Source organism: Rhizobium sp. PRIMUS64, from assembly GCF_023006465.1.
Lineage (GTDB): Bacteria > Pseudomonadota > Alphaproteobacteria > Rhizobiales > Rhizobiaceae > Rhizobium > Rhizobium leguminosarum.
In genome coordinates, this window is the sequence record NZ_JALBGX010000064.1 from 1 (window position 1) to 17,321 (window position 17,321).

Genomic DNA, 17,321 nt, shown 5'->3' on the forward strand with positions numbered 1-17,321 from the left:
GCCAGCGCCAGCGCGTCGCCATCGGCCGCGCCATCGTGCGGCGGCCGGATGCCTTCCTGCTCGATGAGCCGCTGTCCAATCTCGACGCCGAACTCAGGGTCAGCATGCGGGCCGAACTGGCGGCCCTTCACGCCCGCCTGAAGGCGACGATGATCTATGTCACCCACGATCAGGTCGAGGCGATGACGCTGGCCGACCGCATCGTCGTCTTGAGAAGCGGCAGGGTCGAGCAGGTGGGAACGCCGCTGGAACTCTATAACAACCCGGCCAATCGTTTCGTCGCCGGCTTCATCGGCGCGCCGCACATGAATTTCCTCGAAGGTGCGATTGTCGGTCACCAGGGCGGTTTCGCTGAGGTCGAAACCGTTGGTGGCCATCGTCTCTCGGTGATTGCCAAGGAGGCACGCCCGACGGGCGAAAGGGTCAGCATCGGCATCCGCCCGCAACACATCACCCTGGCCGATGCGGCCTCAGCGAGCAGACTGGACACCCGCGTCACCCTTGTCGAGGAACTGGGCTCGGAGACCGTCGTCCACGCCGACGCAGGCGGGAAGAAGCTGATTGCGGTCTTTGCCGGCCAGCAGCGGATGAAATCGGGCGACAGCCTGCCGCTGCATCTCGATCCCCATGTGCTGCACCTCTTCGGCGAGGACGGGGGGCGCCTGTCCTGATGGGCTGCGAGAGCTGGTCAGCTTCCAGTCAGGCGCTCCCAATTCGCATGCGCGAACTTTGCCTTTTTGGCCGCATCGAGCTCCAGATCTTCGACAAATCGCCGCGCCTCGCCTCCGGGGCGATATTGGTATGGGTAGTCTGTCGAGAACAGGATGCGGTCCCCTCCGACGGCATCGATCGCCTGTTGCAAATAGGCCGGGCTGAACATGCCGCTTGCCGTCACATAGAGATTGTTTCGGACATAGTCGAGGAATGGCCGCTGGAGTTTGGACACCCGATCCAGCATGACGAGCCGCTCGAGATAAAACAGCACCAGCTCACCCCAGTGCCCGAGGATGACCTGGAGGTTCGGGTGACGGTCAAAGACGCCGCGCAGGATCAGGCGCACGAACTGGATGCCGGCCTCGAAATGCCATCCGAGGGCAAATGTGGACAGGGCGAGATCGATGGATGCGCCGAAGCCCGCATAATAGCTTTCGCGAATGCTTGTCTGCGGGATCTGAGGATGAATCAGGAGCGGGACATTGAGTTCCGCTGCGCTGGCGAATGTCGGTTCGAAGATGACATGATCGAGATTCTTGTCGCCGACCCGGCCGAACAGAACGGCACCTTTGCAGCCGAGTTCCTCGACGGCTCGCTGTAGCTCCCGCGCCGCCTCGTCCGGTTGCGCAAAGGAGAGAGCCGCCATCGCCTGGAAGCGGGATGGGTGAGCCGAAACAGCCTCGGCCAGATAATCATTGGCGCGACGAGCAAGATCAATGCCAAGATGGCCGAGATTATTGAGACCCGGGGTCGTCAACGACAGAACCTGCACATCGACGCCGGTCTCGTCCATCAGAGCCTGCCGCCGCTCTCCAAGATCCGCCAGCCGTTCGCCGAGCAGACCCGGATTGAGCCCAAGCGTTCCGTCGTCGGCGCCGGGGATCGTGTTCCACCCATGCTTCACCTCATCGGGCAGGACATGCTCTTCGATTGCGATGATCTTCATTGGTGAATTCCTTCGGTCAGGACTTCTGGGTGAGTTGATCGACGATCGCCTGGCCGACGCCGTGTGCAGACGCGGGGTTCTGACCTGTGATCAGACGGCCATCGACCACCACCTTCTCCGTCCAGTTCGGCGCCGGCTGATGCAGCGCGCCTCGCTCCTTGAGGGTCGTTGCCAACAGATAAGGCACGACCTTGGTGTACTTGACCTCCGCCTCTTCCTCGTCCGTGAACGCGGCGAGCTTCTTGCCCGCGACCAAATGGCTGCCGTCCGAGAGCGTTGCGTTCACCAATGCAGCGGGGCCGTGGCAGACCGCCGAGACGATGCCGCCGGTTTCGTAGATATCGCGGATGACGCCTTGCACAGCCGGGCTGTCGGCGAAATCCCACATCGTTCCATGACCGCCGGCGAAGAACACCGCTGAGTAGCGAGCGGGATCGAGTTCGTCGAGGATGAGCACGAGTGGGCGAGCGCATCGCGGAACTCGCGGTCCTTCCAGAAGCGGGCGTTGACCGGATCGGTGAGGTCGAAGAAGTCGATCGGCGGATGGCCGCCCCGGATCGAGGCTATCTCGGTCGGGATTCCGGCCGCGCGGAAAACCTCGAGTGGATGCGTGAGTTCGACCATCGCAAAGCCGGTCGGCTCGCCGGTATCGCCTCTGATCGGATGGCTGGTGACCACGCAAAGGATGGGCTTGATGTTAATTGCCATTGTCTTGGCTCCGCACGAGTTGAGCGAGGCAATGTCGATCACGAAGGTCGCTCTTCAACATGCGCTCGTAGGCTCTGCTGCGCCCGCCGAATTCGCGATCGGGCGCAAACTGTTCCGTTGTATCGCAGACGGGGAATCTCAGGCGTTGCCGGGCGCAAACAGCGATTCCCAGTTGAGGAAGGGGCCAAGCGGGATGACCTCCCAGTCGATGAGCCCGGCCTTGGCCAGCGGGAATTCGCTCAGGGCCTGCTTGGCGGCTTCGACCGACTCGCATTCGGCGATGATGGCGACACCCGGACGGTCCTGGCGAAAATAGATGTCGCGGATGATGCCGCCCTTGTACATCTGCCAGGCGTGTCGGGCTTCATCCGTCATATGCGGCTGGTACTTTTCCAGACTAGCGCCAGGCTGGGGAATATCGAGGCAAAGCAGTTTCATGGCAAAATTCCTTGGTTGAGAAAGATGGATCAGGCGGGTTGAAACCGGCGCACGGTCTCGGCCACGCGACGACCGAGGTAGCCCGCGGTGTTGAGGTCGCTTCCGGCCGGCGTGATATCTGGCGCTTGATCAACATTCGATTGGGTCATGACGCCAAGCCAGCTCCCGAGCCGGTTGAGGTCGTCTGTGTTGCCGGTGCTGCTGCTGTTGCCCGGCATCAGATCGAGACCAACCCAGATCATGCCGTGTTGCGCGGCAAACAGCGCCATCGATACGAGCGAGTTCAGCTTGTCGCCGTGCTGGGCTCCGGAGTTGGTGAAACCGGCAGCGATCTTGTTACGCCACTTCAGCTCCGACCAGGCCGCTTTGGTGGAGTCCTCGAAGAACTGCTTGAGCTTGGCGCTAATGAGGCCGTTATAGGTCGGCGACCCGAAGATAATGGCGTCGCTCCGTTCCAGCGCATTCCAGTCCATCGCGCCATCCGCGACGGCGACCAGTTTCGCCTCGGTTCCTTCCACTTCCCGTACGCCCTCGGCAACCGCCTCGGCGACACGCGCGGTATGGCCGTAGCCGCTGTCATAGACGATGGATACCAGCAATTGCCGTCCTTCCGTTGATGAGATGGCGCGCGAACGGTGGGCGATGTTTGCGATGTGTCCGGCCTGCTCAGGTTGCGGTTGCCATGAAATATCGATTGCTCGGCCAGCCTTATATCGTAGAATATAGTTGACGATTAGAAATCGTTTTTCTCTTCTTTGGTTCCTTAGGTTCTCCAATCTCAGGACCGTTATTTGCGAGGATCCGCACGGTGCGAGACAGGTTTGATGGGGTGCAAGTCTTTGTCGAGGCAGTCGAGACGGGCGGCTTCGCCAAAGCTGCCGAGCGATTGTCGTTGACGCGCTCCGCGGTCGGTAAGGCCATCGCGCGTCTCGAGGAGCGCCTGGGCGTCCGGTTGTTTCACAGGACCACGCGGACGCAGAGCCTGACCGAGGATGGTCAGCAATATTACGAGCGCTGTGTGCGTGCGATCGAGGAATTGCGCGCGGGCGAGTGTCTGCTGGAATCGGGCCGGCGCGAGGTCGTCGGCAGGTTGCGCGTGTCGCTGCCCGTCTTGTTTGGCCGCTACTGCGCCGCACCCATCCTGCGTGCCTATGCGCGCCAGCACGAGAGGCTTGAACTCGAACTCAGCTTCAGTGACCGCCAGATCGATCTGATCGCCGACGGCTTCGATTTGGCGGTGCGCAACGGCGCCCTTGGCAACGGAACCGCGCTCCACGCCCGGCGACTGGTCAGCCCACGCAAGGCGCTCTGCGCCTCTCCAGCCTATCTTGCCGCACGAGGGGAGCCGAGTTCTCTGGGGGATCTGTCAGAACATGACACCCTCGTATATTGGCGCAACGATTATGGCCTGACCTGGCAGCTTCCCGATGCGACCGGTGCTCTCATCGACCTGTTGGTCACTTCAAGACTGCGCTTTGACGATCTCGAAGTGATCGCCGATGCCGCCGTCGATGGCATGGGCCTGGCTTGGCTTCCCTACTGGCTGATCCATGACCGCGTGCAGGCAGGCGAACTGATCGAACTCTGGACCGATCGACCGAGGGCGGCGATGGAATGCTACGCCGTCTGGCCAACCACCCAATATCTGCCGCTGCGGTCGCGACTGGCGATCGATGCGCTTGCCACCGAATTGCCGAAGCGTTTCGTTGTCTGAAGCGGATCCCTTTGCGCTTCATTTCCCGCAGGAGCCGCGCAACGGTGCCTGAAGTGGCTCTCCATGGTGTCGTCGCAGCCGCTCACGTTGAATAACGCAATGCGTTCACGAGAAGGGAAAAAGCGGGCGAAGACTGGCGTCGGCTTGGGTAGTAGAGATGGAAGCCCTCCCAATAGGGCGAAAAATCTTCCAGAAACCGGTGGAGGCGACCAGTTCCGAGATGGAGCTTGGCGATATCTTCCGGGACATAGGCAAAGCCGAAGCCGTCGAGAGCCGCCTCAAGAACGTTGTAGATCGTGTTGAAGACCAGCTGTCCGTCCACCCGAACCTTGATCTCGCGGCCGTTCTCTTCGAACTCCCAGGCATAGAGACCGCCATAGGTGGGCAGGCGCAGATTGATGCACCTGTGCTGCATGAGGTCCTTCGGATGTCTTGGAATATCGCGTGAGGCAAAGTAGGATTCTGCGGCGACGACCGCGAAGCGAACATCCGGCCCGATCCTCACCGAGATCATGTCCTTGGCGATCTGTTCGCCGAAGCGCACGCCCGCGTCGTAGCCTTCACTGACGATGTCCTGCAGACCGTAGTTCACGTCCAGTTCGAGCCTGATGTCGGGATATTGTTGTAGAAAGGTTCGAAGCTTTGGCCATATGTAGCACTGGATCTGGTAATCGCCGGCGGTCAATCGGACGGTTCCAGCCGGCTGGTCCCGAAGAATGTTGAGCCCATCGAGCGCAGATCCGATCTCGTCGAAAAGCGGACCGATGCTCTGCAGCATCCGTTCGCCTGCCTCGGTGGGTGAGACGCTGCGCGTCGTCCTTGTCAGCAGCCGCACCCCCAGCCGCTGCTCGAGCTGACGGAGCGTATGGCTCAGCGCCGACTGCGAGACGCCGAACTTGGCGGCGGCTTTGGTGAAACTGCGCTCCCTCGCAACCACCAAGAACACCATCAGGTCGTTGATATTCTGGCGCTCCAATGATGATTCCTCCTCATAGACCGACGCCCATCATAAACGCCTGCCTATGAAATGGTAGCAATCAACTCTGGACCAGCAAGCACGCCGGACCCCTTTCCGCCGGACCGGCGTGCTTTCGCTGCAGGCTGGAGCTTCACTTCGCCCGGCTACGCAGCACCTCTCCGACAACCGACGATGCAGAGAAGGCGTTCGGCCAGCCGGCGTAGAAGGCCGTATGGGCAACGACCTCGCCGGCTTCGTCGGCGGTAAGGCCGTTATCCATGGCGCGGTTGAGGTGATAGGTGATCTGAGCGCTCTGGCCCGATGCGATCAGCGAGCTGACCGTCACGAGGCTGCGGTCTCGCGGTGCAAGGCCCGGCCGCTGCCAGAGATCGAGGAACAGCGGGTCGGTTGTGAACTGCACGAGCCCCGGAGAGATCGGACCGACATTCTTTTCGACGCCGGTGGCGCGTTGGCGCTCGGCTTCCTCGTTGAGTGGCAGCAGTTGCGGAGAGGCCGCAGGCAGCTGATCGGTGGTGATGCCCCGATCTTTGAAGACGTCCTTCGTCGCCGCGACTGCCGACATCGCGTTCGACCAGCCCGAGTAGAAAGCCAGATGCGTGATGATCTCGGAGACCTCCGTCGAGGTCACCCCGCTATCGAGAGCGACGTCGATGTAGTGCTTCAGATCGATTGCCTGGTTTCGGGCGATCAGCACGGCCAGAGTGACGATGCTGCGATCGCGACGTGACAGTTGCGGCCGCTGCCACAGGTTTCCGAGCAAGTCCTCTTCAGCGTATCGGCCAAGAGCCGGCGATACGGACTGGATATCGCTGACCGACAATGATGAAGCACTTGCCGGCATGGCTCCGCCTCCACTTCCTTCCTGGGCCATGAGAGGCTCGCCCATCGTGAGCGAGATTGCCGTGGCGGCCAAAATTCGTTTCATGATGATATCCTTCCAACTTGGTTGTTCCGGCATCGCCTGGACTGAGCCTGCAACGGCGCAACGACAAAAGCTGCAAAGCGCCCGTCGTCAGCGTCGATGCAGGGTTCTGTGGTATTGCTGCTGCAGAATGTGCCGCTAGAGACCGGATCGACGCAGCATTTCTTCGGGATAACGAGCTCCCTGAATGACGATGTTGGTCTGCTCGATCTCATCGAGATCGGCCTTGTCCAAGGTGACGTTCAGCGCCCCGATATTCTCCTCGAACCGTTCGAGCTTGCGGGTGCCGAACAGCGGAACAATCCAGCGCTTCTGCGCCAGCAGCCAGGCTAGCGCGACCTGCGCCGGCGTCACACCATGCTTCTCGCCGATCTTGCCGGTCAGCTCGACCAGCTTCAGGTTGGCAAGACGCGCTTCCTCGGAGAAGCGGGGGATTCCCGCTCGGATATCGGAACTGTCGAATGTGGTGTTGAGGTCGATCTTGCCGGTCAGAAATCCCTTGCCGAGAGGGCTGAAAGGCACGAGCCCGATGCCGAGCTCCTCGAGCGTCGGAATGATTTCGGCCTCCGGCTCGCGGGTCCACAAGGAATATTCGCTTTGCAACGCGGCCACCGGCTGTACCGCATGCGCACGGCGTATCGATCGGGCACCGGCCTCGGACAGACCGAACCACCGCACCTTGCCCTCGGCGATCAGCTCCCTGACCGTCCCGGCCACATCTTCCATGGGCACGTCTGGATCGACCCGGTGCTGATAATAAAGGTCGATGTGGTCGGTGCGCAGGCGCTTTAGGCTGCCCTCGATGGCGCGGCGGATCTGCGCCGGCTTGCTATTGACGCCACCGCGGTGCTCGCCCGTCTCCTGATCGATGTCCCAGCCGAATTTCGTGGCGATCTTGACCTTGTCGCGAACCGGAGCAAGCGCCTCGCCCACCATCTCCTCGTTCGTCCAGGGGCCGTAGACTTCAGCGGTGTCGAAGAAATCCATGCCGTGTTCGACAGCGGTGCGAAGCAGGTCGATCATCTCCATTCGGTCGGGGAGCTCGCGGGCCTTGCCATAGCCCATGGCGCCCAGCGACAAAGCGGAGACCTCCAGGCCCTGGCCGAGTGTGCGCTTGATCATTTGCTTCTCCTCTTTTCAGGTTGATTTGAAGAGCTATCGACGACGCGCGCCCTGAGGCGATCGCATGCCGATCTCATGCGATCCGAGCGCCGTCATGTATTTTCCTCGCGCGGCGTGATCCGGACAGTTGCCGCGCGTGCTCGGGCACTGACCATTGGCGGTAGATACTGGCTCTTGCGGTATTTGGCCCGGTAGGCGTCGTCGATGCGATCGTTGATCGGGCCGTCCACAGGCTCGAAGGCGACCGTGCGCGTCATCCCGGCGGCAATGATCCGTCCAGCCTTCTGGTGGACCGCCGCCTGGTACCAGCGGGACTTCTGACCATGGTAGCCGCGTACATAGAGCCAGCCATCGACGACAACCTCCCAGATCCAGGTCGGGGTGCCATAGGTGGCGCCATCTTCGCGAAACGGTGCGATTTTCAAATCGTCGGCCTGATCGATTTTGCTAAGCTCGTCATCCGACCAGTTCATCGTCGCTCTCCGCTCAGTTTGGCTACGGTCGTGATACCGCTTCCCGATCTCATGCTCCGAATATAGAGCGCGTACCCAACTATGATTAGGCGCCGCAAATCGCATGAACTTATGAGCGTGAAACATCAATGCGGGTCACAGGTGGAGGTTCGGCCTGCGACGCAGCTTTTTGCTCTTACGGTCCTCTGCTGGAAAGGTGGCTGAAACGGACATCCGTCCTCGCTCACATCAGTAGGGGGCCTAACTCGGCGCACCGGAACATGGTGATCGATTGCGGTTCTATCGGCATTCTGCTACGAACGACCTGTCGAAAGAGTGCTGACCGGATGGTAGCCCGGTCGCCGTCTCAAGGGACGGCAATTCTCCCTCCAAGGGTATCCGCGACACCTGAGACCGGCTTGCCGGTCGCAAAGGTGTGTCCGCTGATAACCACGTCATCGTCGGCGCACCTTCTCAACTGTTGGAAGGATGGACGACCTTGAAGCTCACAGGAAACACAATTCTCATTACTGGCGGCGCAACCGGCATCGGTTTTGCGCTCGCGCGGCGCCTTTCCGAAAAGGGCAATCACGTCATCATTTGCGGTAGAAGCGAAGCCGCGCTCCGGAAGGCTCAGGAGGACGTGCCTGCGCTGATCACCCGCATTTGCGACGTTGCTAACGGCGAGAGCCGCCATTCTATGGTCGAATGGCTGAAGGCGGAGCATCCGGCACTCAACGTCGTCGTCAACAACGCCGGCGTTCAGTATCGGCGCGATTTCAATACCGATCCGGCGATCGACACTCTCGATCAGGAAGTGGCGATCAATCTTACGGCGCCGATCCATCTGATCGCCGAGCTGCTCGCTACCTTGCGGCAGCAAGAACATGCCTTCATCATCAACGTCAGCTCGGGCCTCGCTTTTTCGCCGATGGCCGATGTGCCGGTCTATTGCGCCACGAAGGCCGCGATCCACTCCTTTACGCTCAGCCTGCGCCATCAGTTGAAATCCACAGCAATTCGGGTGATCGAGGTCGCGCCACCGATCGTCGATACCAGTCTGGGCGGTGGTACGCGCAGCGAAGGCACCGCAAGCCGCATGATGGTCTCCTCGGAAGAGTTCGCTGCCGATGCGCTGGCGCAGCTTGAAGCGGATAAGGATGAGATCCTCGTCGGCATCTCCGCGGACACGCGCCGGATGGGCGAAGCCCTGTTCGAGCGCATGAACAGCCGCTCCTGATGGGTGTGGATTGCCGTGGCCGGTCGCGGCAATCCCTCCCGAAGATCGCTGCTCGGCCGCTAGATCTCCAAGCGGACGACGTCACACCAACGATGGTGCCAGAATCTGGCACCGTGGTGGTCTAACCTGCATCGACGTGACGGAATTCAGGAAAGCCATGGTTATCAGACTTCGCGGCGACGCCGGAAATTGCCTCCGCGGATGTCCATGCGATCCCCAAGCATCCCCGTCAAACGCGGGCAGGGAGGTCGCCTGGTCTGGCGCTGCCCGGGCTCGCGGCGGCTGCCACTGTCACAACCGTGCCTTCAGCAAAACAGGAAGAATGGCCCACCATGAAACGCATTCAATATCACCAGTACGGCGGCCCCGATCTGATGCGGCTCGAGGAGTTCGAACTGGCTTCGCCGGGTAAAGGACAAGTGGCGGTCAAGATCAAGTTCGCAGCGATCAATCCCATCGATTGGAAGCTGCGGGCGGGACGGATGAAGATCGTTACGGGAAGGACTTTTCCTCGTGCAATGGGGATGGATATTTCCGGGACGGTCATTTCGGTCGGTGAAGGGGTGACGCGTTTCAAGACCGGCGATGCCGTTTTCGGTCTTGCCCGGTTCAAGGAGAGCGGCGCCCTGGGAGAGGCTGTCGTCACCAAGGACAGCTTCTTGGCCAAGAAGCCCGACACCGTTTCGTTTGAGGAGGCGGCTTGTCTCGGGACGCCTGGAGCCACTGCTTGGAACGGGCTGGTCGACAAAGCGAAGCTGACTGCCGGCGAGCACGTCTTCATCAATGGCTGTACCGGTGCGGTGGGCGAAGCGGCTGTGCAGATCGCGCAGATTCTGGGCGCAAAGGTCTCGGGCAGTTGCAGCGCGGTGGCGACGGAACGGGCGCGGGCCCTCGGCGTTCAAACCGTGTTCGACTATCGGACAACTGATTTGTCGACGGTTCGCGAGCGTTTCGATGTGGTCTACGACACGGCTGCGACGCTGACGGACGCCGTGGGGCTTGGGCTCTTGCGTCAGAATGGCCGGTTCGTCGACCTCAATCCCACGCCGGGGAAATTCATTCGGTCAATGTTCAACCGAAGACTGAAGGTTGTGGTGTGCACACCGAGGCCCGAGATTCTCGATAGACTCGCTCGTGCCGCCAAGGACGAAAATCTTCGCCTTCCGATCGCCGAGATCGTGCCCCTCAGCGAAGCGATTCCACTCATCACGGCTCTTGAGTCCGGACGGAAGCTCGCCGGAAAAGCCCTCGTCGTGATGGAGTGAGCGTGTCACGAAGCCATCGATTATTTGACCTGATGCAAGTTCTTCGTCGTCACCGCGGAACGGTGGCCGGCTTGACGCTTGCGCGCGAGCTCGGCGTTTCGCTGCGGACCATCCGTCGTGACATCGTGACGCTGCAGGCCATGGGCGCGGATATCGATGGAGAGCCCGGGGTCGGCTACATACTGCAGCCGGGTTTCCTTTTGCCGCCTCTGTCTTTCACGGAAGAAGAGATCCAGGCGCTTGTCGCTGGCGCGCAGTGGGTTAGTCGGCACACAGACGATGCTTTGGCGCACGCTGTTCAAAACGCGCTCGCAAAAATCGGCGGTGTGCTTCCCCCCGACCTGCGACGGGGCTTGGACGACAACACGTTCTTTGTTGGTCGTTCTGAAAAAGGTTCATCGGTGCTTGATCTGGCGCAGGTCAGGCGAGCGATGCGCGAGCAGCGAAAGATCCGCATCACGCACGCAGATCAAAGCGGGGCTGTGTCCGAAAGGAACATATGGCCAATCATGCTGGGATTCATTGATTCACAGCGATTTATCGCGGGTTGGTGCGAATTGCTGGGCGACTTTCGCATTTTCCAAGCTGACCACGTCATGACCGTCAGTTTCCTGGACGATCACTATCCGGGAAACCGCCGCCAACTCGTCAAGGAGTGGCGCGCTCAGGAAAAGCATCCCTGCAAACAGAGGGATTGCGGATAGCTGATTGTTGCCTCGGCCCCCGAATTTAACCTCGCTCTGCAGGCATGCCTGCAGAGCGTTTCGAAGACTTTATAGAGATCGGAAATAATGATGGCTTATACGACTTCCTCCGACCGCCCCTTCAAGCAGAAGCGGCGAATTTGGGCCTTTTGGGTGCTGACCGTTGCCTTTGTCACCTTCCAGCTCATCGCGCATCCGGGCTTCGGACCTGAAAGCCTTTTTCTCACACTGCTCGCTCAGTTTGGAACATTGTTGATCGCTTTTGGCATAATCGGACGAATCTGGGCGACCATCTATATTGGAGGTCGAAAGAATTCCGCGCTTGTGACCCAGGGACCCTATTCGATCACGCGCAACCCTCTTTATCTCTTTTCGCTCTGCACGATCAGCGGCGTCTGCCTGGTGTTTGGAAGTCTGCTTATCACCGCAATTTTCACGCTGCTCGCCTATCTTGTGTTCAGATATACGGCGAAGCGGGAGGCTGTATATTTGTCTCACCTCTTCGCTGAGCCATATGCGGAATACGCCCGGCGCACACCGTTGTTCTGGCCCAATTTCTCGAACTTTGAGTGGGGGCAGGCTCCGGTGATTTCCAACCGGGCGCTGCTGGTGACATCAAGAGATTCTCTCTTCACCATCGCCATGATCCCATTTTCCGAACTGGTCGAATACCTTCGAGAAAGCGGCTTTCTAGCCATGGCTATTATTGTTCCTTGAAAGTGACTGTGTGAACAGCACCTCTTCGGCGAGGACGGGCGGCGCCTGTCCTGATAGGCTGCGAGAGCTGGTCTCGCGCTCGCGCAGACAAACGACGCCGACCCCAATCATCCTGCGACATCGGCGCAGGCAAGCCAGCCGTCCGACGCTGACGACGGACGATGGGGCAGGGCCAGGAAGCCATGCCCGGCGGATCCGGCATGATACCCGACGGAATGATGGGGCGAACATGACGATGCCGTCCGGCATGATGGGCGGCATGCCGATGATGGCGATGCGCGGACACATGATGAAAATCATGTTCGCCGTCGCCGACGCCGACGGAGACGGCGCGCTGTCCTTCGAGGAGGTGACGGCGATCCACAAGCGCATATTCAACAGCGTGGACGCGAACAACGACGGCAAGGTCACGACCGACGAATTGCAGGCGTTCATGCGGCCGTAGCGGGGCCTGGGATCCAGCCTCGGCTCTGCGAATAGTCGCGGAGCCGCCGAGGATATGATAGGATCGCAATGCATTGACCACGGGAGGGGTAAATGCGCCGAGTCCTTCTGTGTCTGATCCTTTGCGCGCAATCCGCATCGACGGCGGCGGCGTCCGAGCTCGCCATTTTCCACACCGCTTCGTTCGGCGGCAGCCGGTCGGTCAGCCTCAGCCTGGCAGAGGGCGGTCCCGCCCGCGATCGCGCCTTTGATTTCGATGTAGTCATCACGTTGTCGGAATTCGACGGTGACGGGACGGTGCTCTATCGGGACGGGGGAAGACACCAGGCGAGCGTGCGCTGCGTTGCGCCCGCCATGGTGCGGATCAATTCCGCCGACTATGTGATCGACCTGTCGACGCGGCCGGGAACCGACTGGAAGCACGATCTCTGGGCGGCGCTCTGCACCGCTCCGGTTTCCTGAGCGGCAGCTTAGCGTGGCTTGATTGATCGAGGCGTCAGACCTTCCGGGGACGAACCTCCATAAACACGTATGGGGCGGCGGTTCCCGAGGGGATCGCATAGACGTCATAGACCGCGGCCGGATCGACACCCATTCCCAATGAGCCGGACGGCATCCCCGGCACGGCCAGTCCTCGGACCGGCGGCCGCTCTCGGAGCAGGCGCTGCACGGCCTCGAGCGGAACATGTCCCTCAAGGTAGTATTCCTCGACGACGGCGGTGTGGCACCCCTCCAAGTCGGCAGGTACGCCCAGCCGTGCCTTGACCGCGCCAAGGTCGTCGGTGTCGCGGGCGTCGACGGAAAATCCTGCCGCGGCCATCGCCTTCGACCATTCATGACAGCAGCCGCAGTTCGGATCCTTGTAGACGGTCATCTTCGCCGGGGCGGCGCGGGCTCCTGCGCCAAGGAAAGCCAAGGCTGATGCCGCCAACGCGATGAAGCTTCTCCTGTGCATCGTCTCCACTCCTCGATGTCCCGCCGCCCAGACCCGTCCGGGCGGCGGGAGGTGGCTATTTTACTTCGGTGACGGTCAACTTGCCATTCACGCGTTCGGCAACGAACTCGATGTTCGAACCTTCCTTCAGTCTTTCGAGCAGAGCCGGGTCTTCCACCCGGAAGACCATCGTCATCGCCGGCATGTCGAGGTTCTTCAGGTCCTCATGCTTGATGGTGACCTTCTTTGCCTTTGTGTCGACCTTGTTGACGATACCCTTGGTGTATTCTTCGGCGAGTGCGCCGAAGGCTGCGCTGGTGCAGAGCAGGGCGGCGAGGCCAATTTTGATCATTGCAGTTTTCATGCTTGTGGCTCCTTTTTGCGGGTTACTTGCCAGCGACGGTGACGTCGCCGTGCATACCGGCCTCGTAGTGGCCGGGGATCAGGCAGGCGAACTTGAACTCGCCGTCGGTGGTGAACTTCCAGATGATCTCGCCGGATTGGCCGGCCGGAAGACGGATGGAGTTGGCGTCGGCATGTTCCATTTCCGGGAACTTCTCCATGACCTTCTTGTGCTCCAGGATCTTGTCTTCCTGATCGAGCACGAATTCGTGGTCGACGGTTCCGGCATTCTTGATCGCGATCTTGACCGTCTGCCCTTTGCGGACGTTGAAGACGGCGGGGGTGAACAACATTTTCCCGTCGTCGGTTTCCTTCATCGTGACGCGGATCGTCTGCGTCGCCTTGGCCTTGTCGCCGGGTTCTCCGATGGCCATCTTCTCGCCGTGGCCACCGGCATGATTGCCTGAGGCAAGTGCTGGCGACGCGATTGCTGCGAGGGCCAGTGCCATGAGATAATTCTTCATCCGTAATTCCTTTTCGATGTTGAGATTGGACCTCAGCCGTTTGTCGGCTTCGGCGTGATTTGCGTTTCTGCGTCTTTGGCCTTGGTCGCGTCCGGAAGTTCTCCGGTCCACTCCCAGGCCTGCGTTCCGGGCGGGTTTTCGTACCAGCCGGGATCTGAGTAATCGTCTGCCGAGATCCCCTCGCGGACCTTGACGACCGAGAACATGCCGCCCATTTCGATCGGACCATGCGGTCCCCAGCCGGTCATCATCGGGACGGTGTTCTCGGGGATGGGCATTTCCATTTCGCCCATATCTGCCATGCCCTTGGTGCCCATGGGCATGTATTCCGGCTGCAGCTTCCTGATCTTCTCAGCGACCTTCGACTTGTCAGCCCCGATGAAGGTTGGAATGTCGTGACCCATGGCGTTCATCGTGTGGTGCGATTTGTGGCAGTGGATCGCCCAGTCGCCGAGATACTTGGCGTCGAACTCGTAGGCACGCATCGCGCCGACGGGGATGTCGATGCTCACCTCCGGCCACCGCGCTTCCGGCCGCACCCAGCCGCCGTCGGTGCAGGTCACTTCGAAATCGTAGCCATGCATGTGGACCGGATGGTTGGTCATCGTCAGGTTGCCGACGCGGACGCGCACCCGGTCATTCCTGGACACGACGAGAGGACTGATGTCCGGGAACACGCGGCTGTTCCAGCACCACATGTTGAAGTCGGTCATCTCCATGATCCGCGGCACGTAGGAGCCGGGGTCGATGTCGTAGGCGTTGAGCAGGAAGACGAAGTCTCGGTCGACGCGCATGAACTTGGGATCTTTCGGATGGATCACGAAGAAACCCATCATGCCCATCGCCATCTGCACCATCTCATCGGAATGCGGGTGGTACATGAAGGTGCCGGATTTCACGAGGTCGAACTCGTAGACGTAGGTCTTGCCGACTGGAATGTGCGGCTGCGTCAGGCCGCCGACGCCGTCCATGCCCGACGGCAGGATCATGCCGTGCCAGTGGATCGTCGTGTGCTCGGGCAGCTTGTTGGTGACGAAGATGCGGACGCGATCTCCCTCGACAGCCTCGATCGTCGGTCCCGGTGACTGTCCGTTGTAGCCCCACAGATAGGCGGTCATGCCGTCTGCCATCTCGCGTTCGACCGGTTCGGCGACGAGGTGGAATTCCTTGACGCCATTGTTCATCCGATGCGGCAGGGTCCAGCCGTTCAGGGTGACGACCGGCTGATAGTCAGGGCCGGAGCTAGGGAGGAGCGGCGGCTGCATGTCGGCCGATTCCATCGTCGGGGCCTCGGGCAGACCCATCGCCGAGGTCTTCGTCCAGGCGGCTGTGGTGAGCAGGGCAGCGCTGGCGCCAAAAAGTTGTCGTCTGTTGAACATGGTGTGTCCTTTCTCAATGACCGCCGCCAGCGCTGCTTTCGGAAGCAGCGGCGACCTCGGTCTCTGCCGACGCCTTCGTCGCGCCGCCGCCGTAGATCGCAGGCGCCAGATCGGCTTCGGCCAGCCAGAAATCTCGCTTCGCGTTGACGGAAAGCAGGGTGGAGTTGATCTTGTCGCGGGTGTCCGTCAGCAGCTCGAAGGTGTTCGAGATCATGCCGTTGTAGGTCAGCAGGGATTCCTCCTCGACCTTGGTGCGCAGCGGCACGACGTCGTTGCGGTAGTGCCGCGCGATATCGTAGTGCGAGCGGTAAGCCTCGTAGGCGGAGCGTGCTTCCGAGCGGACGTTGACGGCTTTTTCAGCCAAAAGGTTCGCCGCCCGCATGTAGGCCAGCTCGGACTTGCGCATCCGGGCCTTGCCGGTGTCGAAGATCGGGATGGCGAACTCAAGCTCGACCTGCGCAGTGGTCCTCGTTTTCGTCTCGTCGTCCTCGATTTCCCGTTCAGTTTCGAAACCGGTCAGGATTTCGAGGTCGCTGACATAGCGCGTCGCCTCGGTGAGGCCGTAGGATCTGGCCGTGGCCTCAAGGTCGAGCTTAGCGATCTGCAGGTCGATGCGGTTCCTAAGGGCTTCGGCCTCGATGGTGTCGCGTCTGACGACGGATTTGGGGAGCGGCGGCAGGCTGTTCGGGACCCGGTAGTCCAGATCGGAGCCCCAGAGGCCCATCAGCCGCGTCAGATCCTCCTTGGCGAGACGGGCCGCCAGCCGGGCCTTTGCCGTTTCTCCGGCGAGCTCGGCGACGAAGACATGTTCACGGGCCTGGGCGCCCTTGGCCATCGCGCCTGTCTCGCCCAGCTTCTCGGCGAGTTCCGAGGCTGCGTCGGAAGTCGCCTCGGCGTGCTGGAGCTGCCCGACGTTTTCCCATGACGCGACCGCGCCGATCCAGGCGCGCCGGGTGTCAGCAGCGACCTGGAGTGTCTTCACTGCAGCGGTCAACTGCGCCTGCCGGAAGCGGGTGTCGGCGATCGCCACGTCCCGGTTCCTCGTGGCGAGCGCCAGGATGTTCGTCGTGATCATCCCCTCGATCGTTTTGAACGCCCCCAGCTCCGGCGTCCCCATGCCTGTCGTGCCGATAGAGACGGTCGGATTGATGAACATCGTCGACTGCCAGGCGTCGGCGGCGCTGTCGCCCAGATCGGCATAGGCGGCCTGGAGGCCCTTGTTGTTGAGCAGCGCGATCTGGACGGCCGTCTCGACGTCGAGAGGCTTCGTTCGAGCAAGCAGGCCTTTGACCTGCGCGGCCGCCGATCGGGCCTGGTTCTGGTTTTGGATCCAGACGGTCTCTTTCGCCGTGACCGTGGCGGTTTTGTTGGCAACGGAGGTGAAGCCCGCCTCCTTGCGGGAATAGTCGGCGCCTGTAACGCAGCCGCTCAACGCGAGCGGGAATGCCAGCACCGCGATCAGTCTTGTGGTGCCGATCATGAGCCATCTCCATTCATCGGAGACTGCAGATCGTTCTGTCTGCGCCAGGGTTTGGGATCGACGGGCTGGCGGGCGACGTAACCTGTGATCGGCGACCTGTATGCCGCCGGAAGCGCGGACGGTTGAACGACCGCGGTGGGAAATGCCACCACGTCGGGAGGAAGCGTGGATGCGCAGCCGCCGGCAACAAGCGGCAGCCCCACCACGAAAAGCGAGGGTTTCATTTTGAAATATCCGAATAGGAGATAGCCTACGGCGCGCTCGCCCAGAAACAGGCAAGCGTCCGACTAGACCCGA

The 17,321-nt window shown here is 61.0% G+C and carries 20 protein-coding genes and 2 pseudogenes; 8 read left to right on the forward strand and 14 right to left on the reverse strand.

Going from position 1 to position 17,321, the window contains the following annotated elements:
- On the forward strand, positions 1-671 hold a 671-nt coding region (locus MOV76_RS22935), incomplete at its 5' end, for an ABC transporter ATP-binding protein (RefSeq protein ID WP_247265350.1).
- Positions 672-688: 17 nt separating this feature from the next.
- On the opposite strand, the gene MOV76_RS22940 is transcribed toward MOV76_RS22935, so the two are convergent.
- From MOV76_RS22940 to MOV76_RS22955, 4 genes and pseudogenes are all read right to left on the reverse strand, one after another.
- Positions 689-1,660 carry an amidohydrolase family protein gene (locus MOV76_RS22940; protein ID WP_193442175.1) on the reverse strand — a complete coding sequence of 324 codons (972 nt, stop codon included), beginning with the start codon at positions 1,658-1,660 and terminating at the stop codon, positions 689-691.
- Between the two features lie 16 nt (positions 1,661-1,676).
- Positions 1,677-2,368 (reverse strand): annotated as a pseudogene (locus MOV76_RS22945) (type 1 glutamine amidotransferase domain-containing protein).
- A 138-nt stretch (positions 2,369-2,506) separates the two neighbouring features.
- Positions 2,507-2,806 (reverse strand): superoxide dismutase, encoded by a 300-nt coding sequence (locus MOV76_RS22950; RefSeq protein ID WP_130694615.1) that lies wholly within the window; start codon positions 2,804-2,806, stop codon positions 2,507-2,509.
- A 29-nt stretch (positions 2,807-2,835) separates the two neighbouring features.
- Positions 2,836-3,405 carry a flavodoxin family protein gene (locus tag MOV76_RS22955; protein ID WP_247265371.1) on the reverse strand — a complete coding sequence of 190 codons (570 nt, stop codon included), beginning with the start codon at positions 3,403-3,405 and terminating at the stop codon, positions 2,836-2,838.
- A 209-nt stretch (positions 3,406-3,614) separates the two neighbouring features.
- On the opposite strand from MOV76_RS22955, the gene MOV76_RS22960 reads away from it, so the two are divergent.
- Positions 3,615-4,520, forward strand: coding sequence for a LysR family transcriptional regulator (locus MOV76_RS22960; protein ID WP_247265351.1), 906 nt, complete (start codon positions 3,615-3,617; stop codon positions 4,518-4,520).
- An 82-nt stretch (positions 4,521-4,602) separates the two neighbouring features.
- On the opposite strand, the gene MOV76_RS22965 is transcribed toward MOV76_RS22960, so the two are convergent.
- From MOV76_RS22965 to MOV76_RS22980, 4 genes are all read right to left on the reverse strand, one after another.
- Positions 4,603-5,496, reverse strand: a complete 894-nt coding sequence (locus MOV76_RS22965) for a LysR family transcriptional regulator (RefSeq protein WP_011651929.1) — start codon at positions 5,494-5,496, stop codon at positions 4,603-4,605.
- A gap of 133 nt (positions 5,497-5,629) precedes the next feature.
- Positions 5,630-6,424, reverse strand: coding sequence for a carboxymuconolactone decarboxylase family protein (locus MOV76_RS22970; protein WP_131704445.1), 795 nt, complete (start codon positions 6,422-6,424; stop codon positions 5,630-5,632).
- Between the two features lie 135 nt (positions 6,425-6,559).
- Positions 6,560-7,543, reverse strand: a complete 984-nt coding sequence (locus MOV76_RS22975; protein WP_247265352.1) for an aldo/keto reductase — start codon at positions 7,541-7,543, stop codon at positions 6,560-6,562.
- A gap of 92 nt (positions 7,544-7,635) precedes the next feature.
- Positions 7,636-8,016 carry a DUF2255 family protein gene (locus MOV76_RS22980; protein WP_247265353.1) on the reverse strand — a complete coding sequence of 127 codons (381 nt, stop codon included), beginning with the start codon at positions 8,014-8,016 and terminating at the stop codon, positions 7,636-7,638.
- Between the two features lie 478 nt (positions 8,017-8,494).
- On the opposite strand from MOV76_RS22980, the gene MOV76_RS22985 reads away from it, so the two are divergent.
- The 6 genes and pseudogenes from MOV76_RS22985 to MOV76_RS23010 all read left to right on the forward strand — a co-directional run bounded on the left by MOV76_RS22985 (position 8,495) and on the right by MOV76_RS23010 (position 12,827).
- Positions 8,495-9,235, forward strand: a complete 741-nt coding sequence (locus MOV76_RS22985; protein WP_247265354.1) for an SDR family oxidoreductase — start codon at positions 8,495-8,497, stop codon at positions 9,233-9,235.
- Between the two features lie 332 nt (positions 9,236-9,567).
- Positions 9,568-10,500, forward strand: coding sequence for an NAD(P)-dependent alcohol dehydrogenase (locus tag MOV76_RS22990; RefSeq protein WP_247265355.1), 933 nt, complete (start codon positions 9,568-9,570; stop codon positions 10,498-10,500).
- Positions 10,497-11,204 (forward strand): YafY family protein, encoded by a 708-nt coding sequence (locus MOV76_RS22995; protein ID WP_193442187.1) that lies wholly within the window; start codon positions 10,497-10,499, stop codon positions 11,202-11,204. Before MOV76_RS22990 ends, MOV76_RS22995 begins: the two co-directional genes overlap by 4 nt.
- Positions 11,205-11,294: 90 nt before the next feature.
- Positions 11,295-11,921, forward strand: coding sequence for an isoprenylcysteine carboxylmethyltransferase family protein (locus MOV76_RS23000; protein ID WP_018445395.1), 627 nt, complete (start codon positions 11,295-11,297; stop codon positions 11,919-11,921).
- Positions 11,922-11,990: 69 nt separating this feature from the next.
- Positions 11,991-12,366, forward strand: a pseudogene (locus MOV76_RS40365) (EF-hand domain-containing protein); the annotation flags it as partial.
- 92 nt (positions 12,367-12,458) lie between these two features.
- Positions 12,459-12,827, forward strand: coding sequence for a hypothetical protein (locus MOV76_RS23010; protein WP_130716369.1), 369 nt, complete (start codon positions 12,459-12,461; stop codon positions 12,825-12,827).
- A 34-nt stretch (positions 12,828-12,861) separates the two neighbouring features.
- On the opposite strand, the gene MOV76_RS23015 is transcribed toward MOV76_RS23010, so the two are convergent.
- Genes MOV76_RS23015 through MOV76_RS23040 form a run of 6 tightly spaced genes read right to left on the reverse strand, consistent with a single transcriptional unit; the run spans position 12,862 to position 17,248 of the window.
- Complete coding sequence (locus MOV76_RS23015; RefSeq protein ID WP_113544201.1) at positions 12,862-13,320, reverse strand: DUF411 domain-containing protein; 459 nt, start codon at positions 13,318-13,320, stop codon at positions 12,862-12,864.
- A 55-nt stretch (positions 13,321-13,375) separates the two neighbouring features.
- Positions 13,376-13,663: a copper-binding protein gene (locus MOV76_RS23020; protein ID WP_247265356.1), complete on the reverse strand. Its 288-nt coding sequence runs from the start codon at positions 13,661-13,663 to the stop codon at positions 13,376-13,378.
- 22 nt (positions 13,664-13,685) lie between these two features.
- On the reverse strand, positions 13,686-14,165 hold the full coding sequence (locus tag MOV76_RS23025) for a plastocyanin/azurin family copper-binding protein (protein ID WP_247265357.1): 480 nt from the start codon (positions 14,163-14,165) through the stop codon (positions 13,686-13,688).
- Positions 14,166-14,197: 32 nt separating this feature from the next.
- Positions 14,198-15,544, reverse strand: a complete 1,347-nt coding sequence (locus tag MOV76_RS23030) for a multicopper oxidase family protein (RefSeq protein WP_247265358.1) — start codon at positions 15,542-15,544, stop codon at positions 14,198-14,200.
- A 13-nt stretch (positions 15,545-15,557) separates the two neighbouring features.
- On the reverse strand, positions 15,558-17,024 hold the full coding sequence (locus tag MOV76_RS23035) for a TolC family protein (RefSeq protein WP_247265359.1): 1,467 nt from the start codon (positions 17,022-17,024) through the stop codon (positions 15,558-15,560).
- A complete protein-coding gene (locus MOV76_RS23040) occupies positions 17,021-17,248 on the reverse strand; it encodes a hypothetical protein (RefSeq protein ID WP_128402402.1) in 228 nt (75 codons plus the stop codon). Before MOV76_RS23040 ends, MOV76_RS23035 begins: the two co-directional genes overlap by 4 nt.
- Positions 17,249-17,321: the final 73 nt, after the last annotated feature.